We start from the raw sequence: 15,715 nt of genomic DNA on the forward strand, positions 1-15,715 counted from the left end.
AATTACTTCGTAAACGCCTCCAAGATATCATGCTTGGTGATGATATGGATATTATCCAAGGTATCTCGTACCAGGACCGCTTTTTCTTTTTCCACCATGGAAGAAAGCACATCAAGTGTAGAATCCAATGCGACAAACTTCATTGAGCCCTCCATCACATCTGCCACTTTCCCATCTTTCAAACCCGGATTATCGATGATTTTAGACAGCAACTTATTGTCTGTCAAGCTTCCTACGACTTCTCCATTTTCCATCACAGGGATTTGAGAGATACTTTTTCCATTCATCAAAGCAATTGCTTCTTTGACTGAATCGGTCTTTTTCACAGCAAGGATAGCATAACTTCCATTTCGCTGAGAGATAATATCGCGGGCAGTGGAATAGGTCTTATCCTCCAGAAAACCATGGTTCCGCATCCACTCGTCATTGTAAACTTTGCCCAGGTATCGCGTTCCGTGATCCGGTAAAATAATCACCATTTGATCGCCTTCTTTCAGATTTTCTTTAGCCCACTCCAATGCGCCGTGCACTGCTGATCCACAAGACCAGCCTACAAAAAGTCCTTCTTCACGTGCTAAGCGACGAGTCATCACCGCTGCGTCTTTGTCCGTCACTTTGATAAAGTGATCAATCAAGCTGAAATCCACATTTTTTGGCAAGATATCCTCTCCGATTCCTTCGGTCAGGTAAGGGTACACTTCCTTCTCGTCAAAAATTCCGGTTTCCTTATATTTCTTGAAAACAGAGCCATAGGTGTCGATTCCTACTGTAACGACGTTTGGATTTTGCTCTTTCAGGAATTTGGCTGTGCCACACATCGATCCACCGGTACCTACACCGGCTGCATAATGCGTGATTTTGCCATCCGTGTCATTCCAGATTTCCGGCCCGGTAGTCTCATAATGAGCCGCTGTGTTGGAGAGATTATCGTATTGATTGGGGTAAAAAGAATTGGGGATATCCGCATTCAATTTTCTGGCTACAGAATAATAGGATCTTGGATCATCGGGGGAGACGTTTGTTGGGCAAACTACCACTTCCGCTCCCACTGCTCTCAAAATGTCGATTTTTTCCTTTGACTGCTTATCCGCCATGGTAAAAATGCACTTGTACCCTTTGGCAATTGCAGCCAAAGCAAGTCCCATTCCGGTATTTCCACTTGTGCCTTCGATCAAGGTTCCACCTCGCTTCAAAATCCCTGCTTTTTCGGCATCCTCCACCATTTTGATCGCCATTCGGTCCTTCATAGAATTGCCCGGATTGAAGTATTCCACTTTGACCAAGACTTCGCCTTTGATGTCTTTGGCAAGTTTATTTAGGCGGACCATCGGGGTATTTCCGATCGTATCGATAATGGAGTTATAGATCATAGTGCTGTTACATTTGGATGAGCCAAAATTACAGGAATTTTTCTGCACTCAGCCAATTGAAGATTTTTTAACCAAATAATATTTTGTGAAAAAACCATTCTTATTGACTCCGAAGACTATGGCTAAATACTGATTTAACATTAAACTTTGGGCCTAATTTTTTGCTCCTAAGCGCTTGATTTATCGAAAAACTGCCTACTGAGACTGCTCACTGAACACTTTTTTCACATTTCCTTAAACTCCAAACGCTTCAATACATCCAAAGTGACATGAAGCAATATCGCCGCGACAAATGACATTCCAATCACACAGGTAAGTAACATCCACACAAACTGCTTGGTGATGATAAAAACCAACACACTCAGTATCACGGCCGGAATCACCCCAAACAGGAAAATCCCACCAATCATAAAGGGTTTGATAAGCTTGCGATCCCAACCCTCATCCAGCGCAATCTGTGGAATAAGATTGATCGCAAAACCAATGAGGTAGAACACAACTATCCCCACCAAAAATAAAGGAATCAAGCCTAAACTAACATGTGCCAATAAAACGGAAGGAATGATTAAAACGCCTGCAAAGAGTAGAATCTGTACGATATCCAACTTGATCATATTCCAAAACTTGGCTGACCAACTGGCAGGCACCAAAATAAAAAACGGCTTTTTCAGATCCCCGAAATTGGCTCTGCCTATGCCTGCCATGAAGTAGAAAAAGAGAATGAAAAGCAGGTAGAAATAAAGCACTTTGTGTGAAAACCAGTCAAAATTGGATAAGCCGGCAAATACAATCCCGATTCCTGCCAAACTCAATGAATAAATTCCAAACAAAGGATGAAAGTCTTGCCTGCTACTGTGCACATAATTTCTCCAGTAAAACGCCTTGGCTCCAGCCCCAAAATCCGGCAAAGCCAACTGTTTTTTTGCATTTAGGCTGTACGTTCCCTCATCCACTTCCTGCTTACCCCGGACTTTGTCCAGCTTGTCTTCGTTGGTTTTGGTCGCCTCCAGCACATCCTCATAGTAATATCCTGCATATCGAATCACTAACTTGACCACGGTAAAATAGGTCAAACCATACAATCCAATGAAGGAAACGGAAAGTAGAACATTCCCATGAGATACATAACTCATAATTCCCCTGCTCCAACCTACCAGTGGAAATAAACTAAACCATGGAGAAGCAATCCATGAAAACATGCCCTGCCAGAATTTCTCCGCCATCAGGCCGGGAATCAGGATCATCAAGGTAAGGGCCAATCCCAAACCAATGATTCCGCCTCGGATATATTCCATCACGCCATATTTGGTATGAAGGGTGTAAATCAAAAACCGGATAGGGAAAATCATGAAAAAGAATAGCGCAAATCCCAAAACAAGAAAGATCGCATTTCCCAGGTTCAATTCGAATTGGCTCGCCATCTGACTGGCACCGTATACAATAAACAGCAAAGCCCCGCCTAAGGAAGGCAAAATCGACCTCGCCATATAGTACAAAAGCAGGTTTTCGGGTTTAACAGGTGCGGTGAACAGCAAATTCACATCTGCCATTTTGAAAAAGCTGACATTATTTTTGGTCGCTCGAAAAAGCTGAAACACCAAAAAACCCAAAGCCAGAATGGTAATTCCACCGATTACATTTTGAACACCAAAATCGGCTTGTGGCATCCCGTTGAGATCCAAATTTTGAATATCACCCAAGTCCTCCGACCTTCTTTCCTTTGATCTTTGGCTGTAGATAAAAACAAAATAGGCTAGGAATCCGGCATAGGGTAATAACCGGAAAGGGTTTCGCAAAATCAGTTTTAGATTGTTGACAAGGATATACAGATCCTTTCTCAGCAAAATCTTTATTTCATGCATCTTTGGTCATTTCTAAAAACAGATCCTCCAAGGATGAAATTTCACTTTGCGCAGCTTGCTGCTTGAGATTGGCGATGGTGTCATTTCCGATGATGCTACCGTCTTTCAGGATCATAATCCGATCGGCGATCGTCTCCACACTGTCGATCAAGTGCGTGCTCACCAAAATAGTTTTTCCGGCTTCTTTCAGATTTTTAAAAACCTCTTTGGTGTTTTTAATCGCTTTAGGGTCCAGACCGATCATCGGCTCATCAAAAAACAGTAATTGCGGATCAGGCAACAGTGCACAACAAATCGATACTTTTTGGCGCATGCCCTTAGAAAGATCGCGACCTAATTTATTGGCCTTATCATCCAATTCAAACATTTCCATCAGTTCTCCTGCCTTACCCTGCCAGTCTTTCACTCCGTAGGCTTGGGCAATAAACTGCATGTGCTCTTTCACCGTCAGTAAATCGTAGACATAAGGTGTCTCAGGGATGTAGCTAAAAAAGCGCTTGGCCTCGACACTCAAATGATCATGCCCTCCAATAGTGATTTCCCCGGACGTTTTGCGAAGCAATCCCACAATACATTTTATGGTCGTACTTTTTCCTGCCCCGTTCGGACCAAGAAGGCCGACCACCTCCCCTCCATCAAGGTGAAAGGAAATGTCATCGACTGCATTTTGCTTGCCGTATTTTTTGATCAAATTGGAAACAGTGAGCATCTTAAATAATTTTGTTGATATTCCGCAAAATAGCTCGGTTGTGCCAGACATGGGTGGAGCAATGCAGAATTTAATCCATCAATGAAGTTTCAAAGGAAATAACAATAGCTAAGCCTGCCTGTTATGCTGATTTGAATCTTTTTTATAAAATTGAAATTTCAAAACGAAAAAATATGAAAAAACTTTTCGCAGTAGTCATGATTATGCTCTCAATTCACGCAGTGAATGCTCAGCGAGCAGGAGGTTTTCGCTATCAGATGGACTTTGGCGCGGCAATGCCTAAAGGAGGAGGGATCGGAGCTTTGGTAAACATGGAGCCTCAGATTTTATTAAGTGACAATCTCGCCTTTGGATTAAGATTGGGAGTAGCTGCTTTGGCAAAAGATGTGACTTACTATTCCATTCCTCAGGATTATAATGGAGAGGTTTCAGCGAATGCCTCGATGGCAGGTACTCTAAACTACTACTTCAATAATGGGAACAGTCGTGTCGCACCTTATATCGGTGGAGGATTTGGGTACTATGCCTTGAGTAGTGTCAAAATAGATGATTCTGACTTTGGAGATGGTGATGTTGGTAATTTGGAAGCCTCCTTTGCCTGGGCACCGATGCTAAGAGCAGGTATAGAATTAGGTAAATTCCGAATTGGTGCTGAATACAATTTTGTACCTACCAGTGATCTTCAAAATGTGAGCGGTCAAGTGATCGGAGAAGCTGTCAACGAATACTTTGGATTTACCCTCGGCTTTTTTGTCGGAGGAGGAAAGTGGGGGAAATAAAAGTTTGAGATTCGGGATTTAAAATTTGAGATCAAAAAAAATGGTGGTAAAGATGATTTTACCGCCATTTTTTTATTTGTAACCACTTATGATCTACCCCTTGATTCCAGCCAAAAGATAGAGAACAGCCATTCGTACGGCCACTCCATTTTCTACCTGATTGAGAATGATGGAATGCTCGGAATCTGCCGCATCCGAACTCAGTTCCACGCCACGGTTGATCGGCCCGGGGTGCATAATTACAATTTCCTTATTCAGCGCCTGAAGCATCTTTTTATTAATCCCGTAATAAAGGGAGTATTCTCTTAAGCTTGGGAAATATTTGATCTGCTGCCGCTCCAGCTGGATTCTGAGCACATTGGCTACATCGCACCATTCCAGTGCCTTTTTCACATCCAACTCCACTTTCACTCCCAAGCTGGCAATGTACTTTGGTAAAAGTGTAATCGGTCCGCAAACCATCACCTCAGCCCCCAACTTTTGAAGACAAAATATATTGGAAAGGGCAACTCTGGAATGAAGTATATCACCGATGATGGCGACTTTCTTTCCTGCAAGATCTCCAAGTTTTTCCTGCATGGAAAAGGCATCCAAAAGTGCCTGAGTGGGATGCTCATGTGTACCGTCACCGGCGTTGACGATGTTTGCTTTGATATTTCTGGCCAAAAAATGTGGCGCCCCCGGACTCGCGTGACGCATGACTACCATGTCCACTTTCATCGCAAGGATATTATTGACCGTATCGACCAGGGTTTCCCCTTTTTTTACTGAACTGTTTGAGGAGGAGAAGTTGACCACATCGGCACTGAGGCGCTTTTCGGCAAGTTCAAAGGAGAGTCGGGTGCGGGTGGAGTTTTCAAAAAAAATATTGGCAATGGTAATGTCGCGAAGGGAAGGAACTTTCTTGATCGGCCGATTGATCACTTCCTTAAAATTGGCTGCTGTCTCGAGAATCAGGCGAATATCGGCCTCGGTGATGTCTTTGATTCCAAGCAGGTGTTTGGTGCTAAGTTGCGACATGGTTAATTTTTAACTTTCTCTGTGATCCAAATTGCATCTGCCGGGTGACCCTGCTCTTTCCATTCCACCACGACGTATTGACTGTCCAGCGTATTTACTTTTACACCAAAGTAGTCAGGCATAATAGGATAATCCCGTGTCAGTCTTCGGTCTACCAATACCATCAATTCGACTTTCTGTGGTCGCCCAAATGCGATCATCGCATCCATCGCTGCCCGAACAGACCTCCCTTGGTAGAGTACATCATCGATGAGGATTACTTTTTTTCCTTCAACCAGAAAGTCAATTTTTGTTTCATTGGCTTTGAGGGGGAAATCTCTTCTTCGAAAATCATCCCGATGAAAAGTGGCATCCAAATATCCTGAGGGGACTTCAATCCCTGATATCTCTTTTAAAAGCGCTACGATTTTGTCTAAAAGTAAAGTGCCACGTGGCTGAAGCCCCAGGATCACGGTATTCTCAAAATCGTCATGATTTTCTATAAGTTGGTAGCAAAATCGCTTCAGAGTGATGGCAATCTGCTGCTGATCGAGTACAAGCCGCTTTTGCATAGGTTGGATTTGGGCGTAAATATAGAAAATAAAACTACTCCCGAACTTCCACTGGCTGGTACAAATCACCATTCACCAGAATTTTATTTATAAAAAAGACCTCGCGAGTTTCTTCTCTGCCACTGGAATTTAAAAATCGAATCGATTGCTGTCCAGTCAGGATGAAATACCGATCATACCAGTGCACTAGGCGAAGTGTGGTAAAATCAGTGTTTTTGATTCGATCGTTTGGATCTGCGGGCTCCAGTGGAAAACTCATCTGTTCAAAAATCTTCTCCCCATTTCTGAAAAAACTGGCCTTGATCACGTCATCCACGGCATAGAGATGATATACATCATCGTCTACGATGGCTATTTCTCCAAATGGCTCAGGATAATCTGTAGTAAATCCATTAAAGGTCGCGGCATTATCCCAAAGGACTTGACCTTCCTTAGATATTTTTATGATATGCGCAGACTCATATTGGTACTCGTTTGAAAAGGTGTAGGCTTGAAGTGGCATCCCCGGCGCAATAAATGGGTCCATATAATACGGCACATATCCCATGCGATTGATTCGGTCATAGCGATAGGAATTTGTTGGAGAGAATCCTCCTGGACGCCCCCCTCTGGCGCTTATGATATTAATCTGATCAAAATACAGGTAATACGCGTCGTTGGTTTCCCTCACATCCCGAATTGAAAATGTGTTTTTTATCAGCGGAACTTTGGATCTCCCGAGGTCCTTCTGAACTGCTTGATCTCGTTTATTTTTCTGCTTTTCCGGCAGGTAATTGAAAAAATTCGGAAAGTCTTCCAACGTGTAGAGTTTGAAACCATACTCTCCGAATTCATTGATTTCCATAATATAAGCCCCTTGGTATCCGCTTCGCCCCTCCAGACCAAAAGCCCCTATCATTACCTGTTGATAGTTTTGATCCGCCAAGAGCAAACCCTCAAGAATCTCCTGACCCGGCTCGCCAAACTGGTCCACCTTTACTTCCCGGACGAGATTCCCCAACATATCAAAAGTTAAAATAGAAGTCTCCCTGTTTTTATATTGTCCCCGTCTGCTCACCACAACTTCTAGGGATTCCAATTCAGGCATTTTCCGGATTTGAAGCACTTGCGTATTGTTTCCATAGACTCCCTGCACAGTATGGATACTTTTATCGTCCAAATCAAAAATCTGAAGCGCTGGCCTTCCTTCGGCATTACCCATAAAAACAGCTTTGCGATTTTGAACCAAAAACTCCACCAATTCTATGTTGAGCAGGTTATCAGCGGCATATTCAAAGCCTTGATTGGTCACCAGATTAACTTGCAGAATGTACTTGTCAGCGTTGGTATTGAACCCTTTTGACATCAACACAAAAAGATTGGAACCATCCGTGTCGTAGCCAATCATATCAAAACCTGGCCGGAGGTTGAGCTCAACCAATCCCCGGGTATTTAGATCAAAATCTGAAACAAAAAATTGAAAAACTTTTGGGCTTGTAAAACTGCGTGCTTGAAATGTCCTAAAAGAGACCAGTCCATCGGGCAAGCGCATCATTTCAAAAATAGGATCATAGGGCTCTGTGGGCACTTCAAATCTGGAAACAAATTTCACCTGAGCCTGAAGTGCAGCGCCTAGACTTAAAAAAAACAAGAGAGTGAGAAAGGTTTTCATTTGCTCAGAGTCAGAATCAAGTTGAATTCTTCTTTAGTCACAGACATGACCGAAAGTCTGGATTGACGTAACATCAACATTTCAGTCAGCCCGTCTTCAGCTTTGATGGTTTCCAAGGTCACGGGATTCTTGAGTGCTTGTTTTGCCTTTAGGCTTACGGCCACCCACGTCTCCTCTTTTGGATCCGGAAATGCCTCCGCTGATACTTCTGCAATCCCAACTACCGCTTTGTCCTTTCCACTGTGATAAAAAAGAACCGGGTCGCCCTGCTGCATTTCTTTAAGGAAATTTCGGGCTTGATAATTTCGCACACCATCCCAAATGTCTTCTCCTTTTTTCACAAAATCCTCCCAAGAATAAGAGCTGGGTTCCGTTTTGACCATCCAGTAGTTCATAGTGGGTTAAGTGTTAATGGTTATTTGTTAGTGGTAAATAGTTAGTCGTAATTCGTCATTCGTTGTACATGGATCATTTCCACCAGAACACTCAGGCTGAATACTGTCTGCTAGTAATCTTCCGACATAAGTTAGACGTTCGTTCTTTAAATTGAAACAATAATTAAAGACATTTGTCTGATTACTGACACGAAAAACTAACTGTTTTGGATCATAAAACTATTTTAAAGAAACTAAAGCTGAGTATTCAGCTGATGGAGCTTCACGACGAAAACCCTTTTAAGATCCGTAGCTATCAAAGCGCCCTGACATCGCTCGAACGTGGAGATCAGGATATTATGAGCCTCAACGATGCTGCACTTGCTCAAATTAACGGAATCGGAAAAAGCATCATCGAAGCGATCCAGCAGCTAAAAGTGTCAGAAACTTTTCCGGCTTTAGATTCACTTTTAGAAAAAACTCCAACAGGAATTCTTGAAATCCTTCAAATCAAAGGATTGGGACCAAAGAAAGTCAAGACCCTCTGGGAAGAGTTGGGCATCACCTCCACTCACGAACTCATGGAAGCCTGCCAAAGCGGAAAAGTGGCACTAATCAAAGGGTTTGGAGAAAAAACGCAGGATACCATCATCCAAAACCTGGAGTTCAAAGCCTCCAATTCGGGAAAATGGCTCTATGCCGATATCGAAGAGGCAATTGCCAAACTGGAATCAGCACTGAAAAACTTGCTTCCGAAGGTGCAGTTGGCAGTAGTTGGGGATTTTGCAAGAAAACTGGAGATCATCTCCAAAGCGGAAATTCTGGTTGGATCTGATCAGCTTGAAACTGCTAAATCCGGGCTGAAATCTTTTGATGAAATTGAATGGGTGCCAGCCGAATCAGGGCCCAAAACCTTGAGGGGAAAATTAAAAGATCTTGATCTCAAGGTGACGGTTCATCTGTGTACAGCCGCTGATTTTTTGTGGAAAAAGATGGCGCTTTCTGCTTCCAAACATCATTTGACCGGTTTGGTCGATGACACTGAAACTGTATCCGAAAAACTGAAAAAGAATGACTTCAGCAGTGAAGAAGAATTTTTTACCAAAAACGGTCTTCAGTTTATCCCAACAGAAATGCGGGAAGGTTTTGGAGAAATCGAACTGGCAAAAGAAAACAAGCTTCCCGAACTGCTTCAGGATGCTGACCTAAAAGGAATCCTTCACAACCACTCCACCTACAGTGATGGTAAGCATAGCCTTCGGCAAATGGCCGAGTACTGCAAGTCTTTGGGCTTTGAATACCTCGGAATCTCTGATCATAGCCGGACAGCGAGCTACGCAGGAGGATTGGACATCGAAAAGGTAATAAAACAACAGGCCGAAATAGATGAGCTAAACAAAGAGTTGGCCCCGTTTAAAATTTTCAAAGGGATCGAAAGTGACATTTTGGGAGACGGCAGTTTGGACTACCCTGTGGATGTATTGGCCAGCTTCGATTTTGTGGTGGCTTCTATCCATTCCATTTTGAATATGGATGTAAAAAGAGCCACAGAGCGATTGCTAAGAGCAATATCCAATCCCTACACTACGATACTTGGCCATCCGACCGGCAGACTTTTGCTGCGAAGAGAAGGCTACCCCATTGACCACCGAGCGATCATCGATGCCTGCGCAGCTCATCAGGTGGTGATTGAAATCAACGCAAATCCCTGGAGACTTGATCTTGACTGGAGATGGGTACGCTACGCCATGGATCAGGGGGTAAAACTGGCCATCAACCCCGATGCCCATGAAATGGACGGCTATGCGGATATGAAATATGGGGTTTTGATTGGAAGAAAAGGAGGCCTTACCAAAGAAATGACGCTCAATGCCCTCAGCGGGGAAGAAATTGCTGCGTACTTTGCGGGCCGAAAGGCTGGGTTGAGGTAGGCAGTTGGTAGTGGCAGTTTGTAGATAGCTAAAAGGCAAGTGGTTATTAGTTATTGGTTAGCTGTACACGAACGGGACTACATCGGTCATCCGACACCCGGCATCGGTCCTCTTGCTTCTTGCCTCTCGGCTTTTGCTTCTCGTTGTCTTGATACTAAAATCTAAATACTTGATACTTTAAAAATGAAATGGTCTGACCTTCCCGAACCTGTCCTCTTGCAACGTTCCTTCCTTTTCGGAATCACGGGAATTGTGTTGGGCGCACTTTCTATCCTGAATTCCAACTGGAATTATGTTCAAGCACCCATGGGACCACTCAATGGTGTAAGCTTACTCTTACAGTTTGCCGGCTTGGGTTTGGCGATTTTGGTCCTGAAAAAGCGAAAACTGTCCAAAGAGAACAAAGAAAAGGCACAAATGATGATTCTCATCTTAGGTGTGGCTCTGCTCTTTTTCATTTTTTCACTTTGAAAAAAAAGAATGGAACTATTAATGGAGCCTGAAATCACTTGATTATCAGGCTTTTTATTTTATGTTTGAAAATAGTTAACTTTTTTTCACAACTGAACGCAACCATTTTTTACCCCCTTGCATCTACCTATTCGAAAGCCAACCGGAATGTTTAACAGACCCAATTTTTCTACTGAAGAAGGACTTATTAAGGGATGCCTCAAGGGTGATCGGTCAGCCCAGCGTCACTTGTATGATTCCTATTCAGGGAAATTTCTGGCCATCTGCATGCGATACCTCAAAGATCGCGAACATGCCGAGGATGTGATGATTGAGAGTTTTATGAAAATCTTCGAAAAGCTGCCACAGTTTCAGGCAAAGGGGAGTTTTGAAGGATGGATGAAGCGAATCGTCGTCACTCAGGCGCTCATGACCTTGAGAAGCAATCGTCATCTGATGATGGAAGTCAATCTGGAACCGGAATTGGAATACAGCAACCAACACTACGAACTGACTCAACTTGAGGCAGCCGAATTGATGGAACTGGTTCAAAGTCTGCCTGTCGGATATCGTACGGTGTTCAATCTGTATGCGATCGAAGGCTTCGCCCATCAGGAAATTGCGGATATGCTCGGAATCACCGAAAGCACATCCAAATCTCAGCTCAACCGAGCCCGAACAGCGCTCAAAGAAAAAATTGCCAGTCTGCAACCCAAAACAAAGACTAACCATGGCTAAGACAAACGAACAATTCGATCAGCATTTCAGGGAAAAGCTGGACGGACATCGGGAAAAACCAAGTGCACTCGCCTGGGAAAGGCTCGAAAGCCAGCTTCCCAAAGAATCCAAACCTACATTCGGGATTTGGTGGGCGATCGCTGCATCAGTCACTGCCTTACTCGTGGCCGGATACTCGTTTTGGCCCACAGACGGCAAAGTCTCACCGGAAACCTTTGTGGCAGAAAAGACCGAACTGCCACAGAAAAATCAAACCGAAACAAGCATTGAAGTTCCTTTGAATTCAAGTGAAATCATTGAATCAGTAGAGCTAGACAAGACGACAGAAAATCCTGACTTCAAAACTGAAACCGCTCAAACCAAACCTGAAACAAAGCCAAGTACCACTCAGAAAACTAAACCAACTACTTCTCCGGCTTTGACTCAGGCTCCAAAAAATCTGATTGCTCAGCTTGAATCTGAGCCTGTTTCCAAACCAATTTCGGTAGCTACCCCTGAGCTCAAGACCGAGGAGATCCAGGTAGACTTACCCAAATTGAAAACTCCTGAAATCGAAAAAATGGTCGCTCAAACTACCGCTCCGGCAGATGAAGAACCACTCTATCGGGTGAGCATTTACTCCAACGGAGTCAAAAAAGGCGAGCCTCAGGAAAAAAATCTGATTACCGAACTTGGCAAGACTGTAGGCCAGGTGGAAGAATTACTGGGCAAAGTTGATGAAGGATTAATCAGCCTCCAAGACAAAAAAGACAACCTCTTTGCTTCGCTGACATCAAGAAAAAATCAAGCGGAGGAAAAAAGGTAAACTAAACCAACTCACCTCTTTTAATTGAAATTATTATGAAAAAATACCTGCTTTTGTTTTGCCTTATGGCACTGGTTCAGGTCGCTTTTGCATCCAGCCTGAAAGATTATCCTGTCCTCACCGAATCCGGAATCCAGAAAGACAGCGTCGTAGTCGAATTCGGAAAATCCGGAAAAGTAGTGATCATCGTCGAGTCCAAAGAAGACTTTGAAAAACTCAAACTCATGAACATCAATCAGATCATCAGCGAGCTGGATCTGGAAGAAAATAAGGAAACAGGAGAACTCACCATCGTTGAGATCAAGAAGCGTGACGGATCTGTAAAAGAAGTCGTCAAAGTCCATGAAAATGGAGGAAGTACCGAAGTCAAAGTTGGAGGAATGCGGGTTTATGTGGATGAATCAGGCGACAATACCCGTGTGAAGGTGGAAACCGGAACCAAAAAACACTCAGACCCTCCATTCAGATCCTATTTCAATTTGGATTTGGGCGTAAATAATGTGCTGGAAAATGGTTCTTTCCCCACTTCTGATAAACCATATGCCGTCAAAGGCTGGGGAAGCTGGATGGTAGGACTTAACTGGATGGCCGCACAGCGAATCTCTAAGGGGTTCCATTGGGACTTCGGAATCGGATTTCAATTCTACAATTTCAAATTTGAAAACCGGGATTTCCAGGCAGTGCGAGGAGAGGAAGCCATTGATTTTCTTCAGCGAACTGATGTAAATGGATTCAAAAGCAAACTTTCCTCCTCTTACCTCACTGCCATGACTATGCTGGAATTGGATTTTGGAAAAATGAACGACAAAGGACATAAAGGAATGCGAATCGCTGCAGGGCCTTACGTCGGATACAGGCTAGGAGGACAATCCAAGTTTGTATATGAAGAAATCAATGGGTCAGGCCGCCGTAAAGACAAAGAAGCCACAGGCCTTTATCTGGAAAACCTACGCTATGGTATCCGCGGCGAGCTGGGAATCGGAAGAGTTAATTTCTTCACCACCTACGATCTCAATGAGCTTTTCCAAGCTGGAAAAGGCCCTTCACTGAATCCAATTACCTTCGGAATTGTATTCTAAAACTTCTTGGGGAGAGAAATCTCCCCTTTTTCAACTGATTCTAAACCAGCCCCGCAATGAATTCACGATACATTACCACCCTTTTACTGCTATTTCTTACATTCCCAATTTTCGCACAGGAAAAAACAGCCATGCAGGGCGAAAAGACCAAAGTCTACACACTATTTGGTAAATCCTGGCAAGTCACCAAGTTCTCCGACGGGACCAAAACCTATGAATGGGACATCGAGAACATTGACTATTCCAATTATCAAAGCCCCCCAAAGTCTTCCAAGTTTTCATACAATTTCCTGGAATCTGAAGTCGGCATCAACATCTGGCCATCCAATCAAGGTGCACCAGCGGTGAAGCCTTGGGGAAGCTGGTATGTGGGGTTGAATTCCACAGGAACCTGGAAGCCCAGCAAAAACTTCCATTTGAAATCCTCTCTGGGAGTGAGCTGGTACAACTTCAAATTTGAAGACCGGGATATTATCGCACATAAAACTCCTGAAGGACTGGAATTCCGGGATTTTCGTGATGACACAGGACTTCCGATCGGCACAGGCGCCAAATCCAAAATATCCGCATCTTTTGTCAATATGACCTTGATGCCATCTGTCCGCACAAATGACGGGAATTTTAGGTTCGGTGTAGGTGGATATGCCGGAATGAGACTTGGTGGCAGAGGAAAATTCGTCTATGAAGATGCCGATGGAGAAAAGAATAAGCAATACGAAAAGTCCAACATGTATTTTGAAAACTTCAGGTACGGTCTAAGATCCGAAATCGGTGTCGGTGACTTTACCCTGTTTTTCAATAAAGACCTCAATAACCTCTTCCAAGCCGGAAAAGGACCTGAACTCAAGGCGATGAGCTTTGGAATAATCTTCGACGTAAACTAATCCACAAATCATGAAAAGCAATTTCACCAAACTCTCCCTGGCACTAGTCCTGCTGTTGGTCACTACAGCCACTTTTGCCCAAAACGTCATCGTAGACACCAAAAAATCCTATCCCGGTATCAATAAAATTGAGGTAGATAGCGGTTGGCTTACTGTCTCCTATGTAGGCGGTTCCGGATCTCAAGTCAATGTAGAAGCTTATTTGGAATCGAATGACAGTAACCAAGACATCATCTTTGTAACTGTGGGCGATGTATTAAAAATCACGCATACCAAAAAACAAAGCAACTACAACTGGAACTCCAAAAATAAGGGATATATCAAAATCTCCGGACCACAGGCAATTGCACTTGACTTAAAGGGTAGCTCTGGTAACATCAGCGTGGAGAATGTCAAAAATGAAAACACTTCACTGAGAGTTTCTTCGGGAAACCTCACTGCCAAAAACCTTCAGGGAAATCTTTCCATCAGAGCAACCTCAGGTAATTTAAATGTGAGTAATGTAGATGGAAATGTTACTGCCGGAATCACCTCTGGAAATGCCAATTTCAATGGAATCAAGGGAGACTTGGCTTATGAATCCACCAGCGGTTCGCTGGAAGCAAATCAAGTAGGTGGTGAAATCAACATAGGTTTAACCTCCGGTAATGCCAAGCTCAACAATATAGGCAAACTTGGGGCTATCAAATTTACTTCAGGAAATATCAAGGCAACCAATGCTGGATTGGGTGAAAATACACGCTTAAGTGGTAGCTCAGGAAATTTCAACATTCAGACTCCTTCCAACCTCAAGGACTTTAACTTCTCACTCAAAGCCTCCTCGGGAAATCTGAAAGTCGGCGGAGTCAACACCGGCAAAACGCTTGAACTTGACAACGGTTCAGGATCATGGGTTAGGGGAAATATCACCTCCGGAAACATCACCATTGTAAATTGAAAATTTGAGATTTGAAATTTGAGATTTGAGATTGATTCCAATTTCAAATCTTGAATTTCAAATCTTGAATTTCAAATTCATCGAGGCCGGGAAGCTTCTCTGACAAGTTCCCGGTCTTCTTTTTTCAGTTTCATCAGGCGGGCCATCCGGTCAGGACTGGGTTTGCCAAGGGAAAAGAATACCAGTGTAACGGCAAATATTACGACATACACCGGGTTTTTATAAAAAAGCAATCCTAAAGAGGCCACTATGGAAACCACGAAGAGAAACAAATAGCGCTGTTTAGTAGCCTTGCAGTAGATTTTTACTTTTTCAATTAATTCATCCTGCAAAATCCCAAGCTTTAATTTTTTATGGAAATTCACATATTGAATGATCAATAGTCCAATGCTCAAACCAATCCACAGTCCGTTTACAAAACCCGGCAACTGAGGCAAGTTCCAGGAAAGATTTCCTGAATTATAATACAGGTAGACAAAAGCAAAAAGCGGCAGTGACGCCAATAAAATAAATAAGGTAAGCTGCTCTGCTTTTCTGTAGATGATTCCTATTTCCTGGTTATCCAAAATTGCGTT

Annotated in this window: 16 protein-coding genes; 8 read left to right on the forward strand and 8 right to left on the reverse strand. The window is 43.3% G+C overall.

From position 1 onward, the window contains the following. Positions 1–2 precede the first annotated feature (2 nt). The 3 genes from Q8M62_RS10090 to Q8M62_RS10100 all read right to left on the reverse strand — a co-directional run bounded on the left by Q8M62_RS10090 (position 3) and on the right by Q8M62_RS10100 (position 3,941). Entirely contained in the window at positions 3–1,370 is a 1,368-nt protein-coding gene (locus tag Q8M62_RS10090; RefSeq protein ID WP_304902074.1) for a pyridoxal-phosphate dependent enzyme, read from the reverse strand. A 224-nt stretch (positions 1,371–1,594) separates the two neighbouring features. Continuing rightward, positions 1,595–3,232 (reverse strand): putative ABC exporter domain-containing protein, encoded by a 1,638-nt coding sequence (locus Q8M62_RS10095; RefSeq protein WP_304902075.1) that lies wholly within the window; start codon positions 3,230–3,232, stop codon positions 1,595–1,597. Then, positions 3,225–3,941, reverse strand: a complete 717-nt coding sequence (locus tag Q8M62_RS10100) for an ABC transporter ATP-binding protein (RefSeq protein ID WP_304902076.1) — start codon at positions 3,939–3,941, stop codon at positions 3,225–3,227. The genes Q8M62_RS10095 and Q8M62_RS10100 overlap by 8 nt, the downstream gene beginning before the upstream one ends. Before the next feature lie 173 nt (positions 3,942–4,114). On the opposite strand from Q8M62_RS10100, the gene Q8M62_RS10105 reads away from it, so the two are divergent. Next, complete coding sequence (locus tag Q8M62_RS10105; protein ID WP_304902077.1) at positions 4,115–4,720, forward strand: hypothetical protein; 606 nt, start codon at positions 4,115–4,117, stop codon at positions 4,718–4,720. Positions 4,721–4,813: 93 nt separating this feature from the next. On the opposite strand, the gene Q8M62_RS10110 is transcribed toward Q8M62_RS10105, so the two are convergent. The 4 genes from Q8M62_RS10110 to Q8M62_RS10125 are packed head-to-tail and all read right to left on the reverse strand — an operon-like array spanning position 4,814 to position 8,337. Next, positions 4,814–5,740: an aspartate carbamoyltransferase catalytic subunit gene (locus Q8M62_RS10110; RefSeq protein ID WP_092728845.1), complete on the reverse strand. Its 927-nt coding sequence runs from the start codon at positions 5,738–5,740 to the stop codon at positions 4,814–4,816. Positions 5,741–5,742: 2 nt separating this feature from the next. Then, positions 5,743–6,291: a bifunctional pyr operon transcriptional regulator/uracil phosphoribosyltransferase PyrR gene (gene pyrR / locus Q8M62_RS10115; protein WP_304902078.1), complete on the reverse strand. Its 549-nt coding sequence runs from the start codon at positions 6,289–6,291 to the stop codon at positions 5,743–5,745. 34 nt (positions 6,292–6,325) lie between these two features. After that, positions 6,326–7,942, reverse strand: coding sequence for a transcriptional regulator (locus Q8M62_RS10120; RefSeq protein ID WP_304902079.1), 1,617 nt, complete (start codon positions 7,940–7,942; stop codon positions 6,326–6,328). Continuing rightward, complete coding sequence (locus Q8M62_RS10125) at positions 7,939–8,337, reverse strand: EVE domain-containing protein (RefSeq protein ID WP_304902080.1); 399 nt, start codon at positions 8,335–8,337, stop codon at positions 7,939–7,941. The genes Q8M62_RS10120 and Q8M62_RS10125 overlap by 4 nt, the downstream gene beginning before the upstream one ends. A gap of 206 nt (positions 8,338–8,543) precedes the next feature. On the opposite strand from Q8M62_RS10125, the gene polX reads away from it, so the two are divergent. The 7 genes from polX to Q8M62_RS10160 all read left to right on the forward strand — a co-directional run bounded on the left by polX (position 8,544) and on the right by Q8M62_RS10160 (position 15,140). After that, positions 8,544–10,247 (forward strand): DNA polymerase/3'-5' exonuclease PolX, encoded by a 1,704-nt coding sequence (gene polX / locus Q8M62_RS10130; protein WP_304902081.1) that lies wholly within the window; start codon positions 8,544–8,546, stop codon positions 10,245–10,247. Positions 10,248–10,430: 183 nt separating this feature from the next. Beyond that, positions 10,431–10,718, forward strand: a complete 288-nt coding sequence (locus tag Q8M62_RS10135) for a hypothetical protein (RefSeq protein ID WP_304902082.1) — start codon at positions 10,431–10,433, stop codon at positions 10,716–10,718. Between the two features lie 147 nt (positions 10,719–10,865). Next, complete coding sequence (locus tag Q8M62_RS10140) at positions 10,866–11,435, forward strand: RNA polymerase sigma factor (protein ID WP_304902083.1); 570 nt, start codon at positions 10,866–10,868, stop codon at positions 11,433–11,435. Next, a complete protein-coding gene (locus Q8M62_RS10145) occupies positions 11,428–12,240 on the forward strand; it encodes a hypothetical protein (RefSeq protein ID WP_304902084.1) in 813 nt (270 codons plus the stop codon). Before Q8M62_RS10140 ends, Q8M62_RS10145 begins: the two co-directional genes overlap by 8 nt. Positions 12,241–12,275: 35 nt before the next feature. Next, complete coding sequence (locus Q8M62_RS10150; protein ID WP_304902085.1) at positions 12,276–13,319, forward strand: outer membrane beta-barrel protein; 1,044 nt, start codon at positions 12,276–12,278, stop codon at positions 13,317–13,319. A 56-nt stretch (positions 13,320–13,375) separates the two neighbouring features. Then, positions 13,376–14,203 (forward strand): hypothetical protein, encoded by an 828-nt coding sequence (locus Q8M62_RS10155; protein ID WP_304902086.1) that lies wholly within the window; start codon positions 13,376–13,378, stop codon positions 14,201–14,203. 10 nt (positions 14,204–14,213) lie between these two features. Further along, positions 14,214–15,140 carry a DUF4097 family beta strand repeat-containing protein gene (locus tag Q8M62_RS10160; protein ID WP_304902087.1) on the forward strand — a complete coding sequence of 309 codons (927 nt, stop codon included), beginning with the start codon at positions 14,214–14,216 and terminating at the stop codon, positions 15,138–15,140. A 77-nt stretch (positions 15,141–15,217) separates the two neighbouring features. Here Q8M62_RS10160 and Q8M62_RS10165 read toward each other — a convergent pair whose 3' ends face one another. Next, a complete protein-coding gene (locus Q8M62_RS10165) occupies positions 15,218–15,706 on the reverse strand; it encodes a hypothetical protein (RefSeq protein ID WP_304902088.1) in 489 nt (162 codons plus the stop codon). Positions 15,707–15,715: the final 9 nt, after the last annotated feature.

The sequence above is a fragment of the Algoriphagus sp. genome (genome assembly GCF_030694375.1).
Taxonomy (GTDB): domain Bacteria; phylum Bacteroidota; class Bacteroidia; order Cytophagales; family Cyclobacteriaceae; genus Algoriphagus.